Consider the following 25,516-nt stretch of genomic DNA (forward strand, 5'->3'; position numbering starts at 1 on the left):
ATTTCATTCTAAAATCATGAAAAAAATCTTCCTTTTTATCGCATTTTTCTTTGCGATAAGTAACCTTACTGCCCAAATTTACGACCCTGTTTCGTTTACCACTTCGGTTAAAGAAATAGGAGAGAACAAATATACTTTGAGTATAATTGCCAAAATTGATAAAGGCTGGCATGTTTATTCTCAGAACGTTCCATCTGGCGGACCAGCACCGACAAGTTTTACTTTTCCGAAGTCTAAAAACTACAAAACAATCGGTTCTGTAGTCGAACCTGCGGGACATGAAGTAGATGATCCGGTTTTTAATATGCGAATTAAATACTTTGCAGATAAAGCAGTTTTTACACAAAATATTGAAAGAAAAACAAACGATGCTTTTACTATTGATGCCATCATATTTTTTATGGTTTGCAATGATAACAGCTGTTTGCCTCCAGGAGAAAAAGAAGTAAAATTTACTTTCAAAAAATCAGATACACCGGTTAAAAACGAAGACGCAGCTGCAGTAGCGACAGACGAAAAAAACACAGATTTGCCTGCAAAAGACGAATCAATTACTAAACAGGATACCACAAACAACACAACAAATTCTGTTAACACTGTCAGCAAAGACACTCCTGAAAGTTTAAATAAAACAACAGAAACTAATTCAGGAAAAACAGCCCCTGAAGAAAGTCTTTGGACTTTATTTTTCTTCAGCTTTTTGGGAGGTCTTGCTGCTTTGTTTACGCCATGCGTTTTCCCAATGATTCCGATGACGGTTAGTTTTTTTACCAAACAAAGTAAAAACAAAGCGGCGGGAATTAGAAATGCGATGATGTACGGTATTTTCATCATTGTTATTTATGTGATTTTAGGAAGTTTAGTGACTGCAATTTTTGGTGCAGATGCCTTAAATGCTTTGGCGACAAACGTAGTTTTTAATATCGTTTTCTTCCTGCTTTTATTAGTTTTTGCATTATCATTTTTAGGTGCTTTCGAAATTGTTCTGCCAAGCTCGTGGCTGACCAAAATTGATCAGAAATCAGAAATTGGAGGAGCATTCGGAATTTTCTTTATGGCATTGGCTTTAGCCGTTGTTTCATTTTCTTGCACTGGACCAATCGTAGGTACATTATTGGTTCAGGCGGCAAGTCAGGCGGGAATTGCTCCAATTGTTGGAATGTTAGGATTTTCTTTAGCAATTGCATTGCCGTTTACTTTATTTGCGGCTTTTCCAGGCTGGATGAATTCGTTGCCAAAATCAGGCGGATGGTTAAATTCGGTTAAAGTGGTTTTAGGCTTTTTAGAATTGGCTTTAGCGCTAAAATTCTTGAGCAACGCCGACTTAGTTTTACAATTGCATTTATTAGAAAGAGAAGTATTCCTAGCCATTTGGATTGCGATATTCACTGTTTTAGCTTTTTATTTATTTGGAAAAATCCAACTGTCGCATGATTCACCTTCGACTCATATTTCTGTGGGGAGATTGAGTTTAGGAATTATCGTGCTGTCATTTGTGGTGTATATGATTCCGGGATTATGGGGAGCCCCTTTGCAATACATCAGCGGATTTCCGCCAGCTAAACAATACAGTGAATCGCCAAATGGCTTTGGAAATGCAGTAACTCAAAATGCAGAGAAAAATGAACTTCCTGAAGGTGCCGAAAGCGGTCCAAACGGAATTCCAACTTTCCATAATTATGACGAAGGTTTGGCTTACGCGAAAAAAGTAAACAAACCCGTAATGATAGATTTTACAGGTTATGCCTGCGTGAACTGCCGAAAAATGGAGGAACGTGTTTGGCCAGATCCAAAAGTGCTTTCGGTTTTAAATAATGATGTCGTTTTGATTTCGTTGTATGTAGACGACAAAAGACCTTTGCCAGAAAACGAACAAGTTGTTTCTAAAATTACAGGCAAAGTTTTAAAATATACAGGTCAAAAATGGAGCGAGCTTCAGATTTTAAAATACAAAACCAATGCCCAGCCGTATTATGTTTTAATGGATCATAACGAAAACGATCTGAATAAACCATCAGCTTACAATCCAGATATAAATGCTTATTACAACTGGCTTCAAGAAGGAATCCGGAATTTTAAAAAATAACTAAACATATTGTTGGTTTAATTTTTAAACACATAGAATCATAGGATTATGATTGCGTGAAGAGGCATTTCATTTATTTGAACGAACATAGAAAGTAATCGTAATACTATGTGTTGAGAAACGAGTTTCTCTTCAATTGCCTTTTTAAAAGAAAAATCTATGTTTCTATGTGTTAAGAAAAAGCGGTCCAATAATCAAAAATCAAAAAATATCAAATGAAAATCTTTCAATCAAAATATTGGCTTTTTGTCCTTTTAATTGGATTTAAGGGCGCTGCTCAGTTTTCAACAACAGTTCCGCTGAGCAAAGATGTAGTTTCAGGAAAACTGAAAAACGGAATGAAATATTATGTTCTTCATAACGAATGGCCAAAAGATCGCGTGTGTTTTTATTTCGCACAAAATGTGGGAGCAATTTTAGAAAATGACGATCAAAACGGATTAGCGCATTTCTTAGAACACATGGCTTTCAACGGAACACAAAATTTTGAAGGAAAAGGTATCATTGATATGCTAGAGAAAAAAGGTGTGAGTTTCGGGGCAGATATTAATGCTTATACAGCACAAGATCAAACGGTTTACAATTTGAGTAATGTACCAGCAGGAGATTCAAAATTAATTGATTCTTGTCTTTTGGCATTGCATGATTGGTCTGGTTTTCTTTCTTTAAAAGATACAGAAATTGATGCAGAACGCGGTGTAATTCGTGAAGAATGGCGTACAAGAAGAAACTCAGATTTTAGACTTCGTTTGGAAACAGATAAAGTTTTGTACAAAGATTCTAAATATGCAAAGCGTGACGTAATTGGAGACTTAAATTTGATTAACACTTTTGATTATCAGGTTTTAAGAGATTATTATAAAAAATGGTACAGACCAGATTTACAAGCTGTTATTGTTGTCGGAGATATTGATCCGAAGGAAATTGAAAAGAAGATTATTGAGACTTTTTCTTCTATCCAAATGCCTAAAAATGCGGCTGAACGTTATTATGTTTCTGTTCCTAAAAACAAAGGAATTAATTACGTTTTAGCGAAAGACAAGGAAGCGAATGAAACCAATGTGGTTTTGTATTTCAAAAAGGAATTTGATAAGGTAAAAAGCAACGAAACCATCAGAAGAGATTTAGTGAATAATTTGTGTACGGATATGATGAATAGACGTTATCAGGAATTTATTCAAAATAATGAAACTGCGGTTTTAGGAATTGGAACAGGAACTTCAGAAGTTTCGAGATTGACCAATTCGTATTATTTGTATGTAACGCCAAAAAACAATAAAACGCTTGAGGGTTTCAAAGAAATGATGGTTGAAACCGAAAGAGCCGTTCGTTACGGATTCACGCAGAAAGAATTAGACCGCAACAAAGAAGCAGTTTTGAGTTCTTACGAAAATTTATTGCAGAATAAAGACAAGTTTGAAAACGATGCACTTTCGGAAGAATTGGTTAATTATTTTCTGAAAGCAGAGCCTTTTGAAAGTATCGAAACACAATATGAAAATGTAAAAAAGAGATTGGCTACGATTACATTGGCTGAAATTAATCAGGCGGTAAAAAAACTGCTGACAAACGATAACATTGTCATGGTGGTTACAGGACCAGATAAAAAAGAGGCGGTTTATCCGTCAGAAGCAGAGTATGTGAAAGTAATGACGGATGTAAAGAAAATGCCTCTTGAAAAATACAATGAAACGGATACCGATAAGCCTTTAGTATCTGCTGAATTAAAAGGTTCTAAAGTGGTAAAAGAAACGCCAATTGAAGGAATTGCTGGAGCAAAAAGCTACGTTTTAGCAAACGGCGCAAAGATTGTTTTGTACCCGACAACTTTAGCAAAAGACGAAGTTTTGTTTTCAGCATTTAGTTTTGGAGGAAGTTCTTTAATTAAAACAGAAGATATTCCGTCGGCGCAAATTGCGGTGAGTTTAGTAGAAAGTTCTGGTTTGGGTGCTTTTAGAAGCACAGATTTGAAAGATAAATTGAACGGAAAAATCATTGATATAAAACCATATATCACAGAATTGACAGAAGGATTTAGAGGTTCTAGCAATCAGAAAGATTTTGAAACTTTATTGCAATTATTGTATTTGTATTTTGAAGAGCCAAGATTTGATAAAGAAGCTTACACTAGAATGATTACGGGTTTCAGCAACTCATTAGAAAATACTTTAAATACGAATCCGAAAGTTTTTCAGGATACTATTTCTCAGTTAAATTACAATCACAACAAAAGAGTTCCGCTTTTAGATCATGAGTTTTTAAAACAATTGAGTTTTGAAAAAGCATCAGAACTTTATAAACAAAGAATTCAGAATGCAGGAGATTTCACTTTTGTATTTACAGGAAATCTTCCAGAAAATGTAATTTCTTTAATCGAAAAATATATTGGAAGTATAACATCAGACACAAATAAAAAAGAAAATTTTGTAGACAATAAATTGGATCCAGCACCTGGAATTGCTAAGAAATTATTGGTTCGCGAGATGAATGTGCCAAAAGCAAGCGTTTATATTCGTTTTGTGAAGCAATCACCATACAGTTATAAAAATGTATTTACGTCACATATTTTAGCAGAATTGCTTTCTAAAAAATATCTGGATTTAATTCGTGAAGAAGAGGGTGGAAGTTATGGCGTTCACGTGCAATCTGGAGTGAGTCGTTTGCCGTCAGATGAATATACGATGACAATCAATTTTGACAGTGATCCTGAAAAAGAAGAAAAACTGACAAAAATTGTTTACGAACAAATCGACCTGATTCAGAAAAAAGCGCCAAAAGAAGAAGATGTTCAGACTGTTAAAAACACACTTTTAAAAGGAAGAGCAGAGAAAGTAATGACCAACGGATTCTGGTTAGGCAGTTTAAATAATATGCTGCTAAACAACGAAACTTTTAAAGACGATGCGACGTACAAAAAAGCTTTAAACGAAGTTACACCAGAAGATGTGAAAGCTTTTGCAAAAGAGTTTTTTGCGAAACCAAGTACTGTAGAAGTTATTATGAAATCGAAATCTGAAGCTGCGGCACCAAAATATTAAATGCATTAAGGTTTTTCATTCGTTTTAATTTTAAGAAGTATTTGAATTAGTAAACTTGTACAACTACTTGAAAGACCTATAAAGAGCTGTTTTTGCCAACAGCTCTTTTTTTTGTTTTATAGCGTTTTTTAGACAAAAAAATGTCCTATAAATTTTATTTTTTGAGTTATTCTGTTTTAATTTGACAAAGACGATAAAATCTTAATTCGTCATTTAAGAACGAATCTTTAGATTATAAAGAGTAATTCAAAATTTAATAAATCCTTTTAAGCGCCAAATAGTTAATGATTTATACCAAAGAAAATTTTCCAAAAATAGATTCAGAACGTCATCTGGTTTTTACTATTGTAATGTACGCAATGTTCGGACTTTTGTTTATTGCGATGCTAGGTTTATTAGTCGCACTTCCATTGAGCATTCAGCTGGAGCACAATAGCCAAATGTCTAACAATGAGATGATCTTTAATGTTATTTATTATCCTTTAGTTCTTTGGGCAATTTGGGGACTTTATAAAAATTATCAGCGTCATAGGCTTAAAAAGGTAATCTTGATTTCTATTGATCGTGACGGTCTGCATCACCAACAATTTGATGGTACGGTTAAAAGTGTTTTATACAAAGAACTAGGAAAAAGTACAGAACCGTATATAAATGATATTGATAGAAAAATCGGGACGAAATATTCTCCGAGTTATATTTTTGGTTTTAAAGATGGTGTTAGAATTCCGATTCATTTTTCTACAGCAGAGAATGGACTGTCGTATGTTCCGAAAAATAAATATCAATTAATTGCTCATTTCCTGAAAGGTGCGACTTTATTTTGTCCGCACATAAAAATTTCTCCTGCTGTTTATTCAGATTATTTTATTGATTCTGAGACTTTAGAATTCAATAAAAAAGTCCAGAGCATTACGTATTTGATAGTTTTTATAGTATTGATCATCATCCTTCTTGGAATCGATTTGCTTACAAAATATACAATGGGCTTTTCGTTATTGTTTTAATAGCAAAGTTGCTAGAAGATTTGAAATATTATTTCTGAGCTTTTTTCTTCTTTCTTCCCGTCCAAATCAATAAGCCGGTAATAGGTAAAGTAGCGGCAAAAAGACAGACTAAAAATGCCAAAATTTTGGTTGGATAACCGTAAATGCTTCCCGTGTGAATCGGGTAAATTAAACGTCTTATTTTGTCTCCATTACTGAAAGATTCATAAGGTTTTGTTTTTAAAAATTCGCCTGTATATTTATCAAAATAAACCATACTCGAAATATTCGGAATTGATTTTTCAGTATTCAGTTTAATGACCATCAGACTGTTAATGGTATCAGATGGAATTCTGATTTGTGTGTCTCCTGTGAATTTATAAATACTGTCCGTTTTAGAAAATATCTTTTGATAAAAAAATGCTTTGTCGTTTTTCGGATCAATTTTAGTCGGATTTTCTACTTTGGCAGAAGGCTTTTTTGCTGTTCCGTCTGCTAATAAATAAATACCACTTTCAAACCATTTGTACGACCAAGTTAAACCTGTTAAAGAGATAATCAGCAGAACTAGAAAAGTATAAAATCCAAAAGTGGAATGAAAATCCCAATTGACTCTTTTAAATGATGCACTCCATTTTACGGTTAATCGCTGTTTCAGATTTTTAAGTTTTTTCGGCCACCACAAAACCATTCCTGATAAAAGCATAAAAACAAAAATAAGACAGCTGATTCCCGTAACTGCTTTTCCAAATTCACCCAAAATTAAATGACGGTGCAAGTCGAGCACAACAGAGAAAAAACGGCCTTTTTCGGGGATTGAAGTTTGTACTTTTCCCGTATAAGGGTCAATAGCAAAAATCAAATCTTTTTTGTTTGAATCAGTTCCTGTAACAATTAAAGTTCTTTCGGGATCGTGAAAAGTATGAATGCGTTCGATTTCAGTAATCTTATATTCTTTCTCAATTTTCGCCAGTATAACATCAACCGGAAGTTTTTCGTTTTTGACCGTTGCTACTGTATAAAATTCAGGATTAAAAAACTCGTCAAGTTCTTCTTCAAATACCAATATGCTTCCTGTGAGTGCCACTATAAACACAATTAGCCCGGACGCAAGTCCGAGCCAAAGGTGTAGTAAACCAATATTTTTTTTAAATGTCTTATTCATTTTATTGCGTTCGCATTTTTTTCAAATATAAACAATGCTTTTTAAAATGAATACCCCAATGTTAACAGCCAGTTTGAAGGTGCTCCAGGGAATAAACGGATATAATCGTATCCTCCAACCCAGTAAGTTTTATTCAAAATATTATTAGCATTCAGCTGAATTTTAAATTTATTGATGTTGTAATATAAAGCTCCGTTGAAAAGCGTATATCCAGGAAGCGTTTCTGTAGTTGTCTGGCTCATCGTACGCGTTGTTGCAAAATTAGATCCCATTGCGATTCCGAAATCTTTTAAAGCGCCTTCAGTAAAATTATAACGAGTCCAGATATTTCCTTGCTGTCTTGGCGTGTTTGCTTTTTGTCTTCCAACTTCAACTTCGATTGGACTTTCTGTAATATAAGCTTCATTATAAGTGTAAGCCGCAGAAATACTCCAGTTGCGTGTAATATTTCCGTTCAAATCGATTTCGATACCTTTCGATTCTTCTTCACCCACAGAACGCATTAAATCAGGATTTGTAGTATCATTAGCAGGATATAAAGTATTTTTCTGCTGAATTTTAAATAAAGCTACAGTCACGAAAAGTTTTTCTTTAAACCAAGATGATTTTCCTCCAAATTCAACCATATTACTTTCTAACGGATTAAATGGCCCTCCTGCATTTGGATTTGCCAAAGTCGATGCCGTTTGTGGATTGTAACCTTGAACGTATGTTCCGTATAAGTTAATATTTGGATTAAGTGTATACGTTAAACCAAAACGTGGTAAAAACGAATGCTGTTTTACTTTAGTTTCTGTCGCTTTTTTGTAGTTTACTTTATCTGAATATTCGTCGTAGCGAACACCAATTAAAGCTTGAAAAGCACCAAATTTAATATGATCTTGAAGGTAAACTCCGTACAACGAATAGTAAGTTGGATCAACCTGACGCGCTACGTAGAAATATTTACTCATATCCTTCAATTGCTGCGATGCAAATGGATTGCTTAAATCAAAATGAGCTACGTTTGGAACTGGATTTCCTTTAGAATCCAATAAATAATTGGCTTTGTTCGCAGGATTGTAAGTAGCGATAAAACCATTGTTGGCCGCATTTCTGTAACCGCTTGCTGTTAATTGCGAACCGCCCACAGGAACTTCTTCCTGAGCGTAATCAAAACCTGCAATTAAATTATGGTCTAAAGCGCCTGTCTTAGCTTCATATTTGAAGAAAGTAGAAAGATTGTCGATATAACGTTTACGCTTACGCATAAAAACCTGCATTTCGATTGCAGTCGGGATTGTAGTTCCGTCTCCTGCAGATGCATATTTATTGGCACCACGGTGTTCTAAAAGATCTTCGTTATATCCTGTTCTAATGTACGATCCAGAAAACGATAAACGATCTGAAAACTGATGATTTAACGAAGTTGTAACGATATAAGTTTCTTCTTTTAAATAATCGTTTGTTGAGTTTAACGAATTTGAAGTTTTGGTAGAATACAGATTGTTTTCATAAGTAGACTGTCCGCGGTCCAAGTTTCCGTTTGAGCTGCTGTAAATCAAATCAAAGTTTACGCTTGTTTTATCATTTGGAAGGAAAGAAAGGGAAGGAGCTACCACAATATTCTTATCATATTGTAAATCTCTGAATGAATTGGCGTTTTCATAACCCAAATTCAAACGGTATAAAAGTGATTTATCTTCCGTTAAAGGGCCTGTAAAATCGGCTAAAGCTCTAAGAGTGTTAAAACTTCCTGTAGAAAAACTCACGCTGTTTGCAGCCTGATCTAATGGTTTTTTGGTCACACGGTTCAAAACTCCTCCTGGAGATGCATTTCCAAATAAAGCTGATGATGGGCCTTTTAGAACTTCAACACGCTCTAAATAATTTGCAAGAGGCTGTTTCCAGAATCCTGTCGAAGTACGCATACCGTTAAGTAGCTGGGTGTTACTTCCTCCGTTAACTCTAAAACCTCGAATAGAGATATCATCATAAAAAGTAAACTGGCTCACACCGCTGAAGTTTTTTACCACTTCACCCACACGAATTGCACCTTGATCGGCAATAAGTTCTTTTGTAGCATAAGAAACCGCTTGAGGAAGATCTTTTAAAGCAATTTCAGTTTTTGCTCCGATAAAAGATTTTGTATTTCGGTATGACTTTTCTTTTCGTCCCGTAATTTCTACGGTCTGTAATGTATTGACGTTTTCCTGTAAAACGATTGAAATTTCAACGTTCTCGTTTTCATGCACTTCAACTGTTTTTTCCTGTGGAGTAAAACCCATTGCTGAAAAGAAAATGTTATAAGTTCCAGGTGAGAGGTTTGTAATTTCGAAATTTCCTTTATCATCGGAAATAGCGCTTTTTTTAAGACTTTTTATTGCAATTGAAGCATAAGAAACTGCCTCATTAGATTCGGAAGAAAGTTTTCCTGTGATTTTTGCATTTTGTGCGATACCTACATTCGCGAAGGCGCAAAAAAGCAATAAATAAATGAACTTCATGATGGTTATTTAAGATTTTGGGACAAAATTAATTTTATTTAGATTAATTACAAATAAAAAAGCAAGTTGTTTCAAGATTAAAAAAATAAAAAATGTTATCAATGTATTTTATTAAGATTTAGCTGATTATTTAAGTTGACAGCTATTTTATTGAGTGGTCGAGGATCGATATTTTTAATATTCTCCTGAACGGGTAATGATTATTTTTAAGGCACTAACTTTTCACAGAAAAATGCTGAAGGATCTTTTTCGGGGTTGCGACAGTTTTCATATGAATAGAATCAAACCATTGCACTTCGCTGCTAATTTCGGCACAGCATTCGTTTTTAGAATTGAAAAAAGCACTTTTAAAATTGATTTTATCTTCAATATTGAACTGGTTCATTTCTACTAAAAAAGGTTCGGTAAACATTAGATTTTTATAACAGACCAATCCATGATTTCCTTGCTGAATGCCTAGATTTAACGTAGTGAGTTTCTCTCTCGAAAATCCATTTTCATATAAAAAGCGATATAATAATCTTATGGTATAAGAAACATAAGCGGTATTTTCCATTACCATAACATCATTTACATCTTCACCTGTAACAGTATAATTTTTCCAGATCATAAAAAGCGGGTTAGGTTAGTGGTAAAAAGAGACCGGCTAAGTATGAAACCGGCCTCAGATTGAATGTCAAATCATTCAGAAAACATTTATTTAGTCAGTAAAAAGTTGTAATCGATTTTGACTTTATCAGCAATTTTCTTTCTCACCAAACTTGGAATTTCAATATTGTAATCTTCTGGTTTTGCTTCAAATGAACCATTTAGAGTGATTCCATTAGCTGCTTTCGAAATTTTTACAATAATGCTCACAGGATTTGTTTTGCCATGAATGGTTAAATCTCCTTTTAGAGTAAAATTTTTAGGCGTATTGGTGATTTTAGAAATATCAAAATCGACTATTTTTCCTTTTAATGTAGCTTTTGAGAACTTTTCAGATTCCATATAATTTTCATTGAAATGTTCTTCCATCAAAGCCACTTTAAAGCGGAAGCCTTTTATAAGCACCAATGAAGCAAAATCTCCAGTTGTTTGTTCTAATATTGCAGAAACACTTTTGTTTTCGGCAGCAACTTCTTCATAAGAAGGCATAGTAGCCTGAAACTTGATATTTCCGGTTTTAGTGATCAGTTTTTGTGCTGATGCATGGTTTATTCCAAGTAAAAGGAATGCGATCAGGCAATTAAAAAATATTTTTTTCATAGTAATTAATTTTCTTTTAATCCGTCTGTATTCCATTTTACAATCGCATCAATATTTGCCTGAGACATTCTTCCTCCTTGAGGCATAATACCTTGCTGACCGGTTTGGAGTTGTATTCTGCTCAATAATCCTGCATTTTCGACTGCAACCTTTACTTCAGCATAAGTAGTTAAAGGTCTGAAACCTGCAGATCTTCCACTTTGATGGCAGCCAATACAATTAGCATCGATAATAGATTTTACATTTTTAGTATAAGTTACTGCGGTTGCCGGCTCAGGATCTGGATTCGGATTCGGGGTTGGATTTGGCGTTTCTGTTGTCGGCGGTGTTTCGATATCTTGATAAGTGTCTGAATCGCTGCAGCTTGTAAATATTGCCATTAAAATTGTTAATGCTAGTACCTTTTTCATAGTTTGTTTTTTTTGTTGTTAATTAAAATACTCTGTATAAGTTAAATCCAAAGAAGAAGTCTCCTTTGCCCCAGTCTCCTGATGCATTAGTGATGTATCCGCTTTCGCTCATGGATTGTGAGTTAGTGAAAATAAGCTGGAAAACGTGCCCTCCGGTTTCTATATCAAGACCGACAGACAGAGGGTTTTTATAAAAATCAGGTTTGTCAAAATTGTGCATGTACTCTAAGTTTACAGACAATCTTTTCGTGATTTTATAGCGTCCGCCTCCGCCAAAAGAAAACTGATTGTCTCTTTCAATGTCAGGATTGTAAAGGTTTTTGTGTATAAAAGAAGGAACTAATTCAAACGATAGTTTTTCACTGAATTTTCTCGAAATCAATAATTGCTGTACGTAAGTCACTCGATGTTTAAATTCTAAACCTGGATATTGATCTTTTTCTAAAAATGTATTGATGTCGGCAACACTATATCCCACAATATCTACAGGAAAATGATCGTCTTGTCTTACTAATCTGTACTTTAAACCTGTTTCATACATTTTATTTAAAGTATGTCTCGAAAGACTAGCAGAAAGCCAATCTGTAATTCCGTAAATGCCGCCCAGTTTTGTAGTAGCATTATCAAGTCCGAAAAAGCTGTCAAGACCATCTTTTACAGTGCCAAAACGATGCGAAACAACAAAATAGAATTCCTTTTTTGCAGGCATTTTTGTGGTTTGTAAGGTTACCAGCTGTAAAGCTTTAAACGTTGCGGTAGAATAGTTTGCATCTACCTGAGTAGAATCGAGGCTGTTAAGTAAATCGTCCTGCGAATAAGCCATAGTAGCGATAAAGAAGCAGAAAGGGATTAAGAATTTTTTCATAAATGGTTAATTGTTTGGATTGTTAATCGTGCACTGGTCTAATTTGATTTCCTGAAATAGCTCGTCATAACCAATGCATTTTCCTTTAATGATTGCATTAGGACTTAGGAGATTGTGTTTTGTTTTTTGAGCGAAAAGGCAGAAAACAGTATTTTCAAGTATCATAACAGAATCGGTTTCTTTGGTTACTATACCTGTTACCTCGATAGTTTTGTTGAGGTATTTTAAATCTGCTTTTTTAGGATCGGAGTTGTAATCCTCGATTAGTGTTGCTGCAGTTACGCTGGTTTCCGGATTTTCGGTTGTTATGTTACGGGCTTCTTTAAAAAGAAAACCGTAATAGAAATAGATACCGCCCGAAACGATTATAAGCAAAACTGCAAGGAGTGTGACTGCTTTTTTTCTTTTCATTTTCAATTTTTTTTGATGGGTTCAATAATAAAACAGGCTTGATGCAGATTACCCTACCAAAAAATTGTGATTTTGTCAGAAAAAAATAAAAAATGATTACAAACCTACTTTCGATGTTTGTATGCTGTAGTCTATAAAGAAACTCTAAAACTCACATTTGGAGTTCTTTGCAATGCAAAAGTTTCAACTTCTTCGATAGAATTGGTAAGCGAACTAATTCTATAATATTCGCCTATTTCGTTTTTTCGATTTAAGATATTCAAAATAGATAATCCAATTTTATACTGAATTCCATTAGCGGTTTCCCATTTATAAGTAGAAGAAAGGTTAACCTGCGAAAAAACATGAAGATTGGTATTGTTAGGTCTGTTGTAAACCAAAACAGGGTCTGAAGGATTTATATTAGAATTGTCTGTAGAAGTTCTAGGCCTTCCTGAAGACCATCTAGTTCCCAGAGCGATTTTGAAATTGTTTTTCTCATACATTACAGCCCACGAAAGAGTGTGTGATAGCTCAAAATTGTTTGGAAATATTTGAAATTCGTAATTAGGAAAATCATAGTTGTTATCATTAAAAGTATAACTCAGCCATGTCAGAAAGTGATTAAACTTTTTCTGAATAAGGATTTCTGTCCCTAATACTTCATAATCTCCCGTTGTTCTTACAAATTCTAACTGATTCTGAAAGCCCTGACTTGCAGTGATAATACCGTTTACTCTTTTATAAAAATTTTCTATATCCAAAAGCCAGTCATTCTTTTTGTAGAATAAACTTAAAGACAGCTGTTTGCTTCTCTGAATAGGAACTGTTGCGTTATTAGAAACAATCCAACGCCTTTTTTCGATTCCGAAATAATCTTTTTGCAAATCAATAATCTGTTGCGAATTTTGACTTTTGAGTTCACCTAATAATTCTAGATTAAGGTTTTTGTTAATGCCATAATTAAATTGAACTCGTGGTTCAACAATGCATTTTTGAAATTTTTCAATATAATTAATTCGTGCTCCAGCTTTAAAATATAATCTGCTGATTGTATCATTATATTTTCCTTCAAAAATTAAAGCATGAGTTCTAAGAACATCTTTGACTTTACGATAAAATTCAGGATTGTTTACACGCTCGAAATTGGTAATACCGATTTCATTGAATTGATAACCATCGCTCAGAACAAATTTAGAATTTAGAATATGCTGATTTTCTAAATTGATTCCATTATTGTTTACAGTATTTTCCTGAATCGCAATTTGATTTCCTATACTGTTTTTCTGATTGCCAAGAAGTTCATAAGCCGAATTGTAAATATTGATTTTTGTTGTATTAAAGCTATTCCAGTTTCTATGCCATGATAAATTACCGCCATAATTTTGTTGACGCAAAGTGCTGTTTTCCGATCTAAAAATATCGTAGACTGTTGCACTTTGAAAAACTTCCAGATTATCCTGAATTGTTATCAAATCAAGTATCAGCTGGTCTTTGGTTCCTATTTTTTGGACATATTTGAAAGTAGCATCATAAAAACCGAATTTTTTATCACTTTGGTAATCGACATTCTGCTTTTGATTGAAATCAGTAATAGTGGTATTTTGGAAAACTTTATTGAAATATTCTTTATAAGTAGGTGTTTCTACAAAATCGGTAATCGATTTGCGGGCAGAGATTTCGATAAAACTTTTTTTAGAAAGATTGTATTTTCCATAAACATCAGCGTTTATCATATTGATTCCTGCGCTGAAACTGTTTTTTTCTTCCGTTTGTGGAGTAGTAGAAATATCAACTACACTCGATACGCTTTCGCCAAAAAAAGCAGAACTTCCATTTTTATAAATCGAAATTGTGTGTGCCAAATTCGGATTAAACACAGAAATCAAACCAAAAAAGTGACCAGTTTGAAACATTCGAATTCCATTCCATAAAAACAAATTCTGATCATGCGTTCCTCCGCGAACATTGATACTCGAAACGCTTTCATCGATGCTGTTTACACCCGGAATCTGCTGCATGGCCTGCAATGCGTCTGGTTCAATAAGCCCAGGAAGAATACCAAATTTCTTAGGTTTAATTTCAAATGATCCGTCTGTATTTTTAGAAATACCAGAAGCAAGAATAGATCCAGCTTTAATTTCTTTAAGTTCTGTAACTTCTGGCTCCAAGAATAATTTTAAGCAGTTTTTTGTATCAGCATTGCCAATTGAAATTCTTTTTGAACAAAATCCAACATGACTAATTAAAAGCGAGTTTTTATCCGTTTTCTCTAATTCAAAATAACCTTCTGAATTGGTTGTAGCATGAATTTTTCCTGATAAGTTGAGGTTGGCGTCTTCAATAGGTTTTTTATCTGATGAAGAAAAAATATATCCGCAGATTATCGGAGTTTTGTCTTTGTTTTTATAAACATTAATGAATTTGTTGTCAATGTTTTCAAATGACAAATCTGTGTTTTGAGAAAGATAGCGCAGTTTCTGTTCTAAAGAAAGTGCTTTATTTGGCGGACTTAATTTTATTCCGACAACATTGTCTTCCAGATAATTAAAACTTACCTGATGCTGCTGTTCAATATCAATAATGATTTTATTTAATGGCACAGCTTTTCCTTTCTCCTGACCTAATAAATTGAGGACATAGAAAAAAATGCAAAACAAAAAATGATATTGTTTTGGGCGCAGCATTTATTTTTCGTCAATAATTATTTTATGGTTTGAAACTTTTTGAATTTTTAAGTTATAAGTTGTGCTTAGAATCTGTAATGCGGTATCGAGATTTTCGGCAGGCAACTTTCCTGTAAACAAAGATGTTGTGTCTGTAGTTTTCAACTCAATACTAATATTATATTGTCTTTCAACTTCATCCAAAATTGTTCGGATGTTTTCTTTGTAAAAACTTATCTGATGGTTGATCCATTCTGGTTTTAGCGAATTGGTTTCCATTTTTATCTGATTTCCATTCTGAAAACTTACACCTTGACCATGCGTCAAAAGAACTTGTTTTCCAGCATAGTTGACTTTTACTCTTCCTTCATAACAAACTACATCAAACCTGTTTTTTCTGACCTTAACATTAAACTGTGTTCCTAAAACGGCCACTTTTCCTAGTTTGGTTTCTACTTCAAAACGTCTTCCTTTTGCTACTCTAAAATAGGCTTCTCCTTGTAGTTCAAGATGTCTGTTTTTGTTCCAGTTCCATTTTTTATACTCAATTTCAGAACCTGAATTTAGAACCACTTCAGAATTATCAGGCAGAGAAAAAGAATTTTTTTCTGCAAAACCGGCTGTTTCTGTTTGAGGTACAAGCATATTAAAAGCAAGTGTGATTCCGAGAGCCAGAATAAAAATTGCTGCTGCACGGAATAACCCTGTTTTGTATAACGGAATTACTTTTGGAGCTTCTTTTTTCTGTTTCAAAATAGAAGAAAGCATAGCATTTTCATCCAAATCATCCACCGTTAAATGATCTGTATAATTTTTAATTTTTTGATATTTTTCAAAATCGGGACTGGCTTTAAAAGCAGCTAATTCTTCTTCAGTCAAATCATCGTTAAGCCATTTGGCTAGTAAGTGATTTTTTTTCATTATACCGGTATTATGTTATTAAAACAGTTAGAAATAAATTTACCCTACTTTTAGAGATCAATTTCTTTACGTAAGCTTAACAAAGCTAAATGAATGCGTTTTTCTACCGCTTTTACGCTGATATTTAAGTCGGCGGCAATTTCGCTGTATTTTTTTCCGTCAATTCTGTGCATCAAAAAAGCAACACGTTGTTTTTCGTTTAAGTTTTCGATTGCTTTTAAAAGTTTTGCTTGAAATTGTTTTTCTTCCAAAAGATATTCGGGAGTCTGATTGGTTTTGTCCAAACCTGTAAAATCTTTTTCGTATTTCAGAACCACTTTTTGATGGGCGATTTCATTCAAACTGCTATTGTTGGCTATTGTGTAGATGTAAGATTTTGCCTTTTCGATTGGAACCGAAGAACAGTTCTGCCAAAGTTTTAAGAAAGCTTCCTGTGCTACATCTTCTGCTTTTTCCAAATTACCAAATTTGTAAAAAAGAAAATTGCGAAGTGCTTTAATCTGGCTTTTAAAAAAGGACGAAAAAACAATTTCGTCGCAAGTATCTGACTGGGGGATATGTGGCATTTGGTTTTTGCAGTTTGTAAGATGCAAAAGTATTTGTTTTTAATTTAAGTAGGGTAGAAGCAAATGAGATTGTTTTATATAAGAATAAAATGCTACTAGCTTTTGATAATTTAGTATTAACAACAGACTGAAATGCTTGATCTATTAGTAAAAAAACAATTTCTAAATTTTATTACCTTTGTAAAAATCTAAATATGTTGTCTCTAAGAAAATATTTATTAATCGTACCTTTTCTTTTTTTAGGATCTTGTCAAAGTGAAATTGATGAGCAGAGTTCTAACACACAAGGTACTGTAACGAAGGTTTCTCCGCTGACTTCGTATATGCAGCGAGTGGCGATGGTTCCTACCGTTCAAGATAATGTAATAGATGGATCGAGCTATTGCACCTTAAAATTTCCATACACCGTTACAGTAAATAACACGCAAATTGCACTTAATTCTACTGCCGATTATCAAAAAGTATTTGATAATATCAATGCAAGCTATTATGATGATGATATTGTTAAGATAAATTTTCCGGTAACGATGGTTTACTATAATTATATCGAAAAATTTATTCCTAATCAAAGTGATTTTGATGATTTGATTGACTATTGGAATCTTTACCCTGATCTTTTATCAAAAATCAACGGATTAAATATTAATTATCCCATTACGATTGATATTTATAACAGTGCAAATCAAGCGGCAAGTTCAGTGTCGATTGTAAGCGATCAGAGTTTTTTTAATTTTATTAAAAACCTAACGGACAGCCAGTATATTTCATTAAAATTTCCTATTACTATTGTAGATTATAATAATCAGACCAAATCGCTTAACAATAATCAGGATTTTGAAAATGCTATTAAATATGCGATAGACAATTGTCCAGAAAATAATCTTGTAGCTCTTGATTTTGATACTGTTATTACTAATGGTTCTTGGACTATTTCATATTATTTTAAGGATTCTGATAAAACTGCATCTTACAACGGTTATGAATTGGTTTTTAAAAGTGATAAATCGGTTATTGCTAAAAAAGCTGGAGTTTCTGAAACAGGCCAATGGGAATGCAATATAATTCAGTATGGTGGTAAAGAATTGAAACTAAATTTTAGCTCAGAATTATTTAGTAAACTGAATAACACTAGCTGGAAATTATTTGAGTTTAATAATTCCCAAATCAACTTAAGAAACGTTGGTAATACAACCGATTATCTTTCTTTTATAAAAAAATAAGTGTAATACTTAGAAAACTTATCTCTACTTTAATTATACAGTATATTAAGTCAATAAAAGCATTCCTGAAAAGAATATCAATTCATAAATGGACTTTAATATTAAAAGTTGCACAGCTATGTTCTTTAGGGTAACCAATGTTTTTGTTAGTTCTATTTGTTGCTTTTGCTGAGATCAAAATTTAAATTGGTATTCAATATGAATCCATTATTATTTTGAAAAACATTTTTGCCTTCAATCTGCCTTCCCAGCTGTACGGTTTGATTGAGGTAACCTCCTTCAATTCTTATATTTTTATTAAATCGATAACCTAGTAAAATTCCAATTCTGTTCTGATCAAAAATGTTCATATTTACATTTTTTCCAAATCCAATAAAAATTTCGTCATAAAAAGCTACATAAGGGGTTTTGTCTTTAATTTCATTTCCTTTTAGAGGCACTTGAACCCTGATCATATATCGAATTCTGTTTAATAATGGAAATTCGTCCTCCGTTGTCTGATCTATTGAACTATATCTGCCTACGAATCTTTGTTCTAACATAAATCTATGCGAGAGGTCAACGATTCCTTCTTTATGATTCAGCTGGACCATTTCAAAAATTCTATGTTCCGTAAAATCTCTTCCCATTCCATTTAGTGGTATTTCCCCATAAGGATAGGTTTCGATCCAGCCATAACCAGCTCTAAATTGCACTCTTGAATTTAAGTTGTAATTTACACCAACCCGTAGTAAACTTTGCTGCCATTCGGTAATCATTTCATTTCTTCTCCATTGGTATTCTGTATGTATTCCAAATTTTTCTGAGATTTTAAATGTTCCAAAAAAATTATACCACCCGATGCTGTTGTTTGTGTTGATACGACTATTCTGCCCGATTACTGATTGTAAAGTGCTTGCTAAAAAAATGAAGGCTAGTAAATTTTTTTTCATTCATTATTATTTTAAAAATTCAAGTGTTCCATCTGTCAAATTATAAAATACACCTACAATTTTTATTTCTCCTTTATCTTCCATTTCTTTAAGAATCGGGCTTTTTTTACGAATTTGATCTATAGTGTAAAGTACGTTATTTTCTGATACTAGCTTAACAAAAGTTTCATTTTTGGATGATTTTTCACCTTTAAAATCCTGACTCATTGCTACAGCAGGTTTTATTTTTGAAAGCATAGCCGTAATATTGCCCAATTTCACATCATCAATTGCTCCTTTAATAGCCCCGCAGTGCTGGTGTCCCATTACCAAAACTAATTTTGCACCTGAAACTTTACAGGCAAATTCCATACTGCCTAATAGATCTTCATTTACAAAATTTCCTGCCACACGTCCCACAAAAGTATCTCCTAATCCCTGATCAAATACATCTTCGACTGGTACACGGCTGTCGACACAACTTAGTACAACCGCCTTTGGGAATTGTCCTGGCGCTGATTTTCTGGCTTGCTTGCTGTGATCTCGTACCGTCGTGCTGCCACTTTGAAAACGTTTATTTCCTTCTATAAATTCCTGTAAAATTGCATCAGGTGTAAGTCTGGCTTGCTCTTCTTTAGTCATTACATGCGAAACCACAGGGTTGACATTATTTGGGGTAGAAGGTAGACTTAATTTTTTTGCATTGTCGTTACATGAAACCAAAAGAGCTGTCGTAAAAAGCAGTACCAGTGATTTGAATTGATTTTTCATTTCTTTGTTATAGATTAAATATGCCTACTTTGTGAATCGGTGTTCGGCATGTCCGTTTTACTACATTTCAATATATATAACAGGAAAAAGGATTATTTCCCTACTAAGAAAATTTCTTAAGTAAAAAACTATCCATTAGAGTATTCTTTTTGGATATATAAAGAGGGAATTTAAAAGTCTTAAATTAACTTTAGATGAAGAATATTAAATGCGATAATCAGTTCCGGACAAAGTGAATTTCTGACTTATTAAATAATTTTCTTTATTCCCGGAATCAATAAAACAAGGGAACCAAATATAAAACTGCCGATTATTATTAAGGGAGTCATAACCAAAAGTTTTACTGCAGGTTCAATATTCCAATTTCTTGCACATAATGTAAATACAACTATAATTAACGGATGAAAAATGTAAACCGCAAAACTGCTGCGTGTTACTTTGGTTAGCAGTTTTGATGTTTTATTCCAGTTTCTTTTTCCTTTAATTAAAAACGTTGTCAGAATCGAAAGACCAATCATTTGTTCCCATACTGCATATAACAATGCTTGCCAGTGAAAACCTCCCGAAAACCAAGAAGAAGGCGTATTGAGTTTAAATTTCACAATAAAAAAGACTGGAAAAAACAATAGACAAAACCATACTACTTTTTTGAGCTGTTTGCCTGTTTTTTCTGAAAGCTGATCAAACCAATTGTTTTTTGAGGCCAGTAAACCAATACTAAATAGTGCAACATATTGTGGAAAATGCCCTAGCTGAAATCCAATTGGCTTAAGAATCCATCCGACAGGAAATACAATTCTAACCAAAAAACTAATAATGCCTAAAATTATTGAAAATAATAAGATAGAAAGAGAATTGGGTACAGCTATAGGTTTGTCAAAGGTAATTTTGAAAACTTTTTTTACTATTGCATAAAGTACCGTGAAAAGTAATAAAGCAGCTATGAACCATGTAACACCTAAGTCGATCCAGCTATTGTAGCCACTCAAATATTCGAAAAAAGTAATATGATGCTCTTTCCCAAAATAGTAAACCAAATAACACATAAATGGAGTAAGAATGAAAGAGTAGAAGAGTATTGGAGTTCCCAGTCGAATTAGTCTGTCTTTAATGAATTTAGAGATTCCTTTTTTAAAATAAGAGGAACTGGTAAAATAGGCTGCCAATAGAAAGAAATAGCCCATAAAGAAAGATTGATTAATGCTAATGCATGCTGTTGCAAGAATACGTGCTCCTAAAATACTGGTTTCTTCATTATAATACCAACCTTCGGAAGAAGTGTAAGCAATAAAAGTGTGATGAAGTACAACTAATATGGTCAGAAGAACTTTGATATTGTCGATGTAAAGAAGTTTGTTTGAAGATCCAGAATCCTGATTCTTGGAAGCAATTGCAGTTGTCATAATAATTTTGGTTTTGTGTTATTGATGGCAAACGTACAATAAGAAAGTACAGTAAAGTGGCGGTTGTTACTGACAACTAGCTTTTGTGATGAATAACAAACCTAAGGAATGCATTTGCTGCGAAGTTCCTGATAGTAATCATTGAAACTGTCGACCTGCTTTCTTGAAACCGGAATCTTAACATCGGTTTCACTAAATGATAGGACATATCCTTGCGAGTTTCCAGATACTTTTTCTACCTTAAACATATTTACTAAATAGGTTCTGTGGCATCTAAAAAAGTGTGGATAATCTGTTATTTGATTTTCAAATTGAGTTAAAGAAATCCTTTTTACTTCTGTGGTAATTTGACTGCCATTCGATTTTGTCAATTCGATGTAATTTCCATCAGCTTTTGCAAAAAGTAATTGATCGACGTTTAGGGAAAAATCATCTTGTTTAACCTGTGTGCTAATAAAAAGATCAGATATTAAAGCAGCTTTCTCTGGTTCAACTTCTAGTGGAATAAATTGTAGAATAAATGGTGATCCTTTTTTGGACTCCAAATAAAAACTAGATAATCTCAGAAAAAAATAAAAAAAGATACCCGCAACAAGACAATTTCTAATTTCTTCAAAAAGGTAATTCCATGACCAGTTGTTGGAATTGGTATAAAGTAAATCACGCATTAGAAAGCTTGTAATACCAATAAAAACTAACAAAAATCCAATATAAATATATTCTTTCAGTAAAGTCCATTCTGTTTTATTTTTCAGTATTCTAAAATAATTTACTGTTCTAAAATAAATAAATAGAACGACTGCTGGAGCCAAGGCATGCAAGAAACAAATAAAGAAATAATGCATCCGAAGTTCTGGATCATAAACTCCAAATGGTTTAAATGCTAAAAGAAATAATAAAATGCTAAGGAAAACAACAATTGAACTTTTTATCAGATTTTGAGATTGATATCGTCTGGGATATTCAATTTCATTTCGCAAATGTTCTGTATTGATGTAAAATGGCATGTTAGGAATTTATTTGGGAATAAAAATACAAAAAATAACAAGGTCAGTGCTTTTGAATTTGTTTTGCTGTCAAACTATAAAGACACCAACTTACAAATGATAAGAATTAAAATAAAAAGACCATAATCATTGCTATTTTAATAAATTTTAAATCTAAATCAAAGCCATTTGTTTTTCAGCCCAAGCACTCATTTGGTTGATGAATGGAATTAATTGCTCAAGGCTAAGACATTTATGCTGTTAATGCTCCCTTAATTGTAGAGTCAGTGAACAGAATTTTATCTGGAAAAGTTGCTTCAAAAGGTGTAAAGACATTGGGAGAAGCATTTGATGCGAGCGATTTTTTAAATTCGCTACAGGAAGATGATATAAAAATTACTATGTAGAGAAATCATACGTAAAAATTTAGAACTTAGGATATTATTTCTTAGCATTTTAAGAAATAATATCAAGTCCGCTTTTTTTAGATTGCAATATTATGCAGATTTTTTATCTCCGACATTACAAAAGTGCTCTGTGTACTGCCAATACTTTCGACTGATCCTAATTTATTAAATACGAAATTCTGATAATGTTTCATGTCCTTAGCGAAGACCTTAAGTATAAAATCATAATCTCCAGAAATGTTATAACACTCAACTACTTCGTCAATTTTCATAATATCCTCCACAAAGCTGTTGCCAATATTTCGGTCATGCTGTTTGAGTTTGATGTTGCAGAAAACGGTAAATCCATGACCAAATTTTTCATGGTCTATTAAGGCAATGTATTTTTTGATGTACCCATTATTTTCTAACCTTTTTACACGCTGCAAAACAGGAGTGGGAGACAAGTTCACCTGCGCTGCAAGTTCCTTGATGGTATAACTTGAGTTGTTTCCTAATATTTTAAGCAAAAGCAGATCGGTAGTATCTAGTTCTTCCATAGCATAAAAATCTTTTTACGTTTCAAAGATACATTCAAAAAAGCAAATTATACTTGTTTTCTGTTATAAAATAGCTGAATTCTCTTAAGTGGCGACATTAGACAGCTTTTTTAGTTGTATAAGATAACTTTGCGTAGAGAATTAACCTGAATGAAATTTCAGTTTGTTTTTATTTTTGATCGGATTAGGTTTTATTTAGCTGTGAAGCAAAAGTGAAAATCGCGAACTATCAAATAGGACGATAATAAGGAATATCTTAAAACACATTTACATTGAAGAAGTTATCAAATTTATTAAGTAAAGCAGGTTTCGACGGTTTCCTGTTAATGATTGGCACCATGATTCTGCTGGCTTATTTTTTGCCAAAGCCAGGAATGGTCAAAGAACCTGTTTCGTTGGAAGAGATTGCCAATGTAGGCGTGTCGTTTATTTTCTTGTTTTATGGAGTACGGCTGAGTGTTGAAAAACTAAAAGCAGGGCTTGCTAACTGGAAAATGCATATTGTTGTGCAGTTGACAACCTTTTTGTTTTTTCCGCTCATCGTTTTGGCATTTCGTCCTTTATTGGTTAATACCGGTTTTGAGCTGTTGTGGTTAGGCATATTTTTTCTAGCCGCTTTACCATCTACAGTTTCTTCTTCCGTGGTTATGGTTTCCATTGCTAGGGGCAATATTTCTGCTGCCATTTTCAATGCTAGTATTTCCAGTTTGATCGGAGTAGTGGTTACGCCACTCTGGGTTGGACTTTTTATCGCTTCTGCAACAGGCGATTTTGATGTCACTGATATCTTCATAAAGCTGATTCTTCAAGTCTTGTTACCTGTCATCATTGGCATCAGCCTCAACTCTCGTTTTGGTGCCACTGCCGAAAAATATAAAAAACAGCTTAAATATTTCGATCAGGCAATTATCCTCACTATCATTTACACGTCGTTTTGTAAGTCATTTTCGGAACATCTTTTTGATGGCTTCACTGCCCTTGAACTTGTCGGACTCGCTGCAGGGATGATGGGCTTGTTTTTTTCTGTATTCCTTTGTGTCGGACTGTTCAGCCGTTTGTTTGGTTTTTCAGATGAGGATCGTATTACGGTTTTATTCTGTGGATCTAAAAAGTCATTGGTACACGGTACCGTAATGTCAAAAGTGCTCTTTCAGCACAGTACCATCACCGGTATCGTCTTGCTGCCATTAATGCTTTACCATGCCTTTCAATTGATTGCTGCCAGCATCATTGCTCAGCGTATGGCCCGACGAAAAGAAGTGTAATTTTATTTATGTCCGGTATCTCTTTATTGTTTTTAATAAGAATGAAGGATCAATAGTTTCTAAATTAAAAGTCCGTAGAGTTTTTCGATAAACTCTACGGACATAACCTAAGATAACATTTTTCAATTAATACATTGGAATTTGAACTAAACCGCAAATTCTTTGCGTATAATTTCTGCTCCAGCGCTTAAGGCACTTAACTTACCTACTGCAACGTTTCGGGACAAAGGAGCCATACCGCAATTTGTACTAGGATAAAGATTTTCGATATCAACAAACTCAAGAGTTTTACGTAGCGTGTTGGCTACTTCTTCAGGAGTTTCGATAGTATTGGTTGCCACATCAATTGCCCCTACCATTACTTTTTTGCCACGAACAAGTTCAATTAAATTAAGAGGTACATTCGAGTTGTGACATTCTAGAGACACAATATCAATATTAGATTTTTGAATTTTTGGGAAAATTTCTTCGTATTGACGCCACTCTGAGCCCAATGTTTTTTTCCAGTCATTATTAGCTTGTATTCCATAACCGTAGCATACATGTACCGCAGTTTGGCACTTTAAACCTTCAATTGCTCTTTCTAATGCCGCCATTCCCCAATCGTTGACTTCATCAAAGAAAACATTAAATGCAGGTTCATCAAATTGGATGATATCTACCCCTGCGTCCTGAAGTTCTCTTGCTTCTTCATTTAGTGCTTTAGCAAATTCCCATGCCAATTTTTCTCGGCTTTTATAGTGGTTATCGTACAGCGTATCTACCATTGTCATTGGTCCAGGCAAGGCCCATTTTATTGGTTTATTAGTTTGTTTGCGTAAAAATTTGGCATCATCAACAAAAACTGCTTTCTGGCGTGCAACCTGATCTACAACAACTGGAACACTTGCATCATAACGGTCACGGATTTTTACGATTTTACGATTTTCAAAATCTACACCGCTTAAATGCTCAATAAAAGTGGTTACGAAATGCTGGCGTGTCTGCTCACCATCACTAATTATATCCACACCTGCCAATTGCTGTTCATGCAGAGAAATGCGCAAGGCATCCTGTTTTCCTTCAATCAGCTGATCTCCTTCTAATTTCCAAGGTGACCAAAGTTTTTCGGGTGGTGCAAGCCAGGCAGGTTTTGGTAAACTTCCAACAATTGATGTTGGCAATAATTTCTTCATAATAAAATATTTTAA

21 protein-coding genes are annotated in these 25,516 nt (G+C 33.7%); 5 read left to right on the forward strand and 16 right to left on the reverse strand.

From position 1 onward, the window contains the following. The first annotated feature begins 16 nt into the window (after window positions 1-16). The 3 genes from ACE01P_RS10620 to ACE01P_RS10630 all read left to right on the forward strand — a co-directional run bounded on the left by ACE01P_RS10620 (window position 17) and on the right by ACE01P_RS10630 (window position 6,128). The gene (locus ACE01P_RS10620) at window positions 17-2,086 is read left to right on the forward strand and encodes a cytochrome c biogenesis protein CcdA (protein ID WP_379697236.1); all 2,070 of its coding nucleotides are present in this window, start codon (window positions 17-19) and stop codon (window positions 2,084-2,086) included. Window positions 2,087-2,301: 215 nt separating this feature from the next. Then, a complete protein-coding gene (locus ACE01P_RS10625; protein WP_379697238.1) occupies window positions 2,302-5,124 on the forward strand; it encodes a M16 family metallopeptidase in 2,823 nt (940 codons plus the stop codon). Window positions 5,125-5,408: 284 nt separating this feature from the next. Then, on the forward strand, window positions 5,409-6,128 hold the full coding sequence (locus tag ACE01P_RS10630; protein WP_379697240.1) for a hypothetical protein: 720 nt from the start codon (window positions 5,409-5,411) through the stop codon (window positions 6,126-6,128). A 28-nt stretch (window positions 6,129-6,156) separates the two neighbouring features. Here the strand turns inward: ACE01P_RS10630 and ACE01P_RS10635 are convergent, their stop codons facing one another. From ACE01P_RS10635 to ACE01P_RS10680, 10 genes are all read right to left on the reverse strand, one after another. Beyond that, window positions 6,157-7,272 carry a PepSY-associated TM helix domain-containing protein gene (locus ACE01P_RS10635; protein WP_379697242.1) on the reverse strand — a complete coding sequence of 372 codons (1,116 nt, stop codon included), beginning with the start codon at window positions 7,270-7,272 and terminating at the stop codon, window positions 6,157-6,159. Between the two features lie 41 nt (window positions 7,273-7,313). Beyond that, window positions 7,314-9,758, reverse strand: a complete 2,445-nt coding sequence (locus ACE01P_RS10640) for a TonB-dependent siderophore receptor (protein WP_379697244.1) — start codon at window positions 9,756-9,758, stop codon at window positions 7,314-7,316. Between the two features lie 214 nt (window positions 9,759-9,972). Continuing rightward, on the reverse strand, window positions 9,973-10,368 hold the full coding sequence (locus ACE01P_RS10645; protein ID WP_379697247.1) for a hypothetical protein: 396 nt from the start codon (window positions 10,366-10,368) through the stop codon (window positions 9,973-9,975). A gap of 86 nt (window positions 10,369-10,454) precedes the next feature. Further along, window positions 10,455-11,006 carry a YceI family protein gene (locus ACE01P_RS10650; RefSeq protein ID WP_379697250.1) on the reverse strand — a complete coding sequence of 184 codons (552 nt, stop codon included), beginning with the start codon at window positions 11,004-11,006 and terminating at the stop codon, window positions 10,455-10,457. A gap of 5 nt (window positions 11,007-11,011) precedes the next feature. Beyond that, on the reverse strand, window positions 11,012-11,416 hold the full coding sequence (locus ACE01P_RS10655; RefSeq protein WP_379697253.1) for a c-type cytochrome: 405 nt from the start codon (window positions 11,414-11,416) through the stop codon (window positions 11,012-11,014). 22 nt (window positions 11,417-11,438) lie between these two features. After that, window positions 11,439-12,281, reverse strand: coding sequence for a DUF5777 family beta-barrel protein (locus ACE01P_RS10660; RefSeq protein ID WP_379697256.1), 843 nt, complete (start codon window positions 12,279-12,281; stop codon window positions 11,439-11,441). A gap of 6 nt (window positions 12,282-12,287) precedes the next feature. Continuing rightward, on the reverse strand, window positions 12,288-12,692 hold the full coding sequence (locus ACE01P_RS10665) for a hypothetical protein (RefSeq protein ID WP_379697259.1): 405 nt from the start codon (window positions 12,690-12,692) through the stop codon (window positions 12,288-12,290). A 131-nt stretch (window positions 12,693-12,823) separates the two neighbouring features. Then, window positions 12,824-15,331 carry a carboxypeptidase-like regulatory domain-containing protein gene (locus tag ACE01P_RS10670; RefSeq protein ID WP_379697261.1) on the reverse strand — a complete coding sequence of 836 codons (2,508 nt, stop codon included), beginning with the start codon at window positions 15,329-15,331 and terminating at the stop codon, window positions 12,824-12,826. A 27-nt stretch (window positions 15,332-15,358) separates the two neighbouring features. After that, complete coding sequence (locus tag ACE01P_RS10675) at window positions 15,359-16,258, reverse strand: FecR family protein (RefSeq protein WP_379697268.1); 900 nt, start codon at window positions 16,256-16,258, stop codon at window positions 15,359-15,361. A 50-nt stretch (window positions 16,259-16,308) separates the two neighbouring features. Beyond that, the gene (locus ACE01P_RS10680; protein WP_379697271.1) at window positions 16,309-16,824 is read right to left on the reverse strand and encodes an RNA polymerase sigma factor; all 516 of its coding nucleotides are present in this window, start codon (window positions 16,822-16,824) and stop codon (window positions 16,309-16,311) included. 194 nt (window positions 16,825-17,018) lie between these two features. Between ACE01P_RS10680 and ACE01P_RS10685 the strand changes: the two genes are divergently transcribed. Beyond that, entirely contained in the window at window positions 17,019-18,044 is a 1,026-nt protein-coding gene (locus ACE01P_RS10685; RefSeq protein ID WP_379697274.1) for a hypothetical protein, read from the forward strand. Window positions 18,045-18,196: 152 nt separating this feature from the next. Here ACE01P_RS10685 and ACE01P_RS10690 read toward each other — a convergent pair whose 3' ends face one another. The 5 genes from ACE01P_RS10690 to ACE01P_RS10710 form a co-directional block, all read right to left on the reverse strand. After that, window positions 18,197-18,976: a DUF2490 domain-containing protein gene (locus ACE01P_RS10690; RefSeq protein WP_379697276.1), complete on the reverse strand. Its 780-nt coding sequence runs from the start codon at window positions 18,974-18,976 to the stop codon at window positions 18,197-18,199. A 6-nt stretch (window positions 18,977-18,982) separates the two neighbouring features. Continuing rightward, window positions 18,983-19,726 carry a carbonic anhydrase family protein gene (locus ACE01P_RS10695; protein WP_379697279.1) on the reverse strand — a complete coding sequence of 248 codons (744 nt, stop codon included), beginning with the start codon at window positions 19,724-19,726 and terminating at the stop codon, window positions 18,983-18,985. A 248-nt stretch (window positions 19,727-19,974) separates the two neighbouring features. Further along, window positions 19,975-21,129, reverse strand: coding sequence for an acyltransferase family protein (locus ACE01P_RS10700; RefSeq protein ID WP_379697282.1), 1,155 nt, complete (start codon window positions 21,127-21,129; stop codon window positions 19,975-19,977). Window positions 21,130-21,230: 101 nt separating this feature from the next. Continuing rightward, window positions 21,231-22,136: a LytR/AlgR family response regulator transcription factor gene (locus ACE01P_RS10705; protein ID WP_379697285.1), complete on the reverse strand. Its 906-nt coding sequence runs from the start codon at window positions 22,134-22,136 to the stop codon at window positions 21,231-21,233. A 463-nt stretch (window positions 22,137-22,599) separates the two neighbouring features. After that, window positions 22,600-23,061 carry an Lrp/AsnC family transcriptional regulator gene (locus ACE01P_RS10710; RefSeq protein WP_379697288.1) on the reverse strand — a complete coding sequence of 154 codons (462 nt, stop codon included), beginning with the start codon at window positions 23,059-23,061 and terminating at the stop codon, window positions 22,600-22,602. 272 nt (window positions 23,062-23,333) lie between these two features. On the opposite strand from ACE01P_RS10710, the gene ACE01P_RS10715 reads away from it, so the two are divergent. Further along, window positions 23,334-24,326 (forward strand): bile acid:sodium symporter family protein, encoded by a 993-nt coding sequence (locus ACE01P_RS10715; RefSeq protein ID WP_379697291.1) that lies wholly within the window; start codon window positions 23,334-23,336, stop codon window positions 24,324-24,326. Window positions 24,327-24,472: 146 nt separating this feature from the next. On the opposite strand, the gene ACE01P_RS10720 is transcribed toward ACE01P_RS10715, so the two are convergent. After that, window positions 24,473-25,501 (reverse strand): methionine synthase, encoded by a 1,029-nt coding sequence (locus ACE01P_RS10720; protein WP_379697294.1) that lies wholly within the window; start codon window positions 25,499-25,501, stop codon window positions 24,473-24,475. Window positions 25,502-25,516 lie beyond the last annotated feature (15 nt).

Source organism: Flavobacterium sp. HJSW_4 (assembly GCF_042436695.1).
Classification (GTDB): domain Bacteria; phylum Bacteroidota; class Bacteroidia; order Flavobacteriales; family Flavobacteriaceae; genus Flavobacterium.

What these genes read in the sequence shown, in the direction of transcription:
- ACE01P_RS10620 (WP_379697236.1), top strand. Translation starts at nt 17, where the DNA reads ATGAAAAAAATCTTCCTTTTTATCGCATTTTTCTTTGCGATAAGTAAC.
- ACE01P_RS10625 (WP_379697238.1), top strand. Translation starts at nt 2,302, where the DNA reads ATGAAAATCTTTCAATCAAAATATTGGCTTTTTGTCCTTTTAATTGGA.
- ACE01P_RS10630 (WP_379697240.1), top strand. Translation starts at nt 5,409, where the DNA reads ATGATTTATACCAAAGAAAATTTTCCAAAAATAGATTCAGAACGTCAT.
- ACE01P_RS10635 (WP_379697242.1), bottom strand. Translation starts at nt 7,272, where the DNA reads ATGAATAAGACATTTAAAAAAAATATTGGTTTACTACACCTTTGGCTC.
- ACE01P_RS10640 (WP_379697244.1), bottom strand. Translation starts at nt 9,758, where the DNA reads ATGAAGTTCATTTATTTATTGCTTTTTTGCGCCTTCGCGAATGTAGGT.
- ACE01P_RS10645 (WP_379697247.1), bottom strand. Translation starts at nt 10,368, where the DNA reads ATGATCTGGAAAAATTATACTGTTACAGGTGAAGATGTAAATGATGTT.
- ACE01P_RS10650 (WP_379697250.1), bottom strand. Translation starts at nt 11,006, where the DNA reads ATGAAAAAAATATTTTTTAATTGCCTGATCGCATTCCTTTTACTTGGA.
- ACE01P_RS10655 (WP_379697253.1), bottom strand. Translation starts at nt 11,416, where the DNA reads ATGAAAAAGGTACTAGCATTAACAATTTTAATGGCAATATTTACAAGC.
- ACE01P_RS10660 (WP_379697256.1), bottom strand. Translation starts at nt 12,281, where the DNA reads ATGAAAAAATTCTTAATCCCTTTCTGCTTCTTTATCGCTACTATGGCT.
- ACE01P_RS10665 (WP_379697259.1), bottom strand. Translation starts at nt 12,692, where the DNA reads ATGAAAAGAAAAAAAGCAGTCACACTCCTTGCAGTTTTGCTTATAATC.
- ACE01P_RS10675 (WP_379697268.1), bottom strand. Translation starts at nt 16,258, where the DNA reads ATGAAAAAAAATCACTTACTAGCCAAATGGCTTAACGATGATTTGACT.
- ACE01P_RS10680 (WP_379697271.1), bottom strand. Translation starts at nt 16,824, where the DNA reads ATGCCACATATCCCCCAGTCAGATACTTGCGACGAAATTGTTTTTTCG.
- ACE01P_RS10685 (WP_379697274.1), top strand. Translation starts at nt 17,019, where the DNA reads ATGTTGTCTCTAAGAAAATATTTATTAATCGTACCTTTTCTTTTTTTA.
- ACE01P_RS10690 (WP_379697276.1), bottom strand. Translation starts at nt 18,976, where the DNA reads ATGAAAAAAAATTTACTAGCCTTCATTTTTTTAGCAAGCACTTTACAA.
- ACE01P_RS10695 (WP_379697279.1), bottom strand. Translation starts at nt 19,726, where the DNA reads ATGAAAAATCAATTCAAATCACTGGTACTGCTTTTTACGACAGCTCTT.
- ACE01P_RS10700 (WP_379697282.1), bottom strand. Translation starts at nt 21,129, where the DNA reads ATGACAACTGCAATTGCTTCCAAGAATCAGGATTCTGGATCTTCAAAC.
- ACE01P_RS10705 (WP_379697285.1), bottom strand. Translation starts at nt 22,136, where the DNA reads ATGCCATTTTACATCAATACAGAACATTTGCGAAATGAAATTGAATAT.
- ACE01P_RS10710 (WP_379697288.1), bottom strand. Translation starts at nt 23,061, where the DNA reads ATGGAAGAACTAGATACTACCGATCTGCTTTTGCTTAAAATATTAGGA.
- ACE01P_RS10720 (WP_379697294.1), bottom strand. Translation starts at nt 25,501, where the DNA reads ATGAAGAAATTATTGCCAACATCAATTGTTGGAAGTTTACCAAAACCT.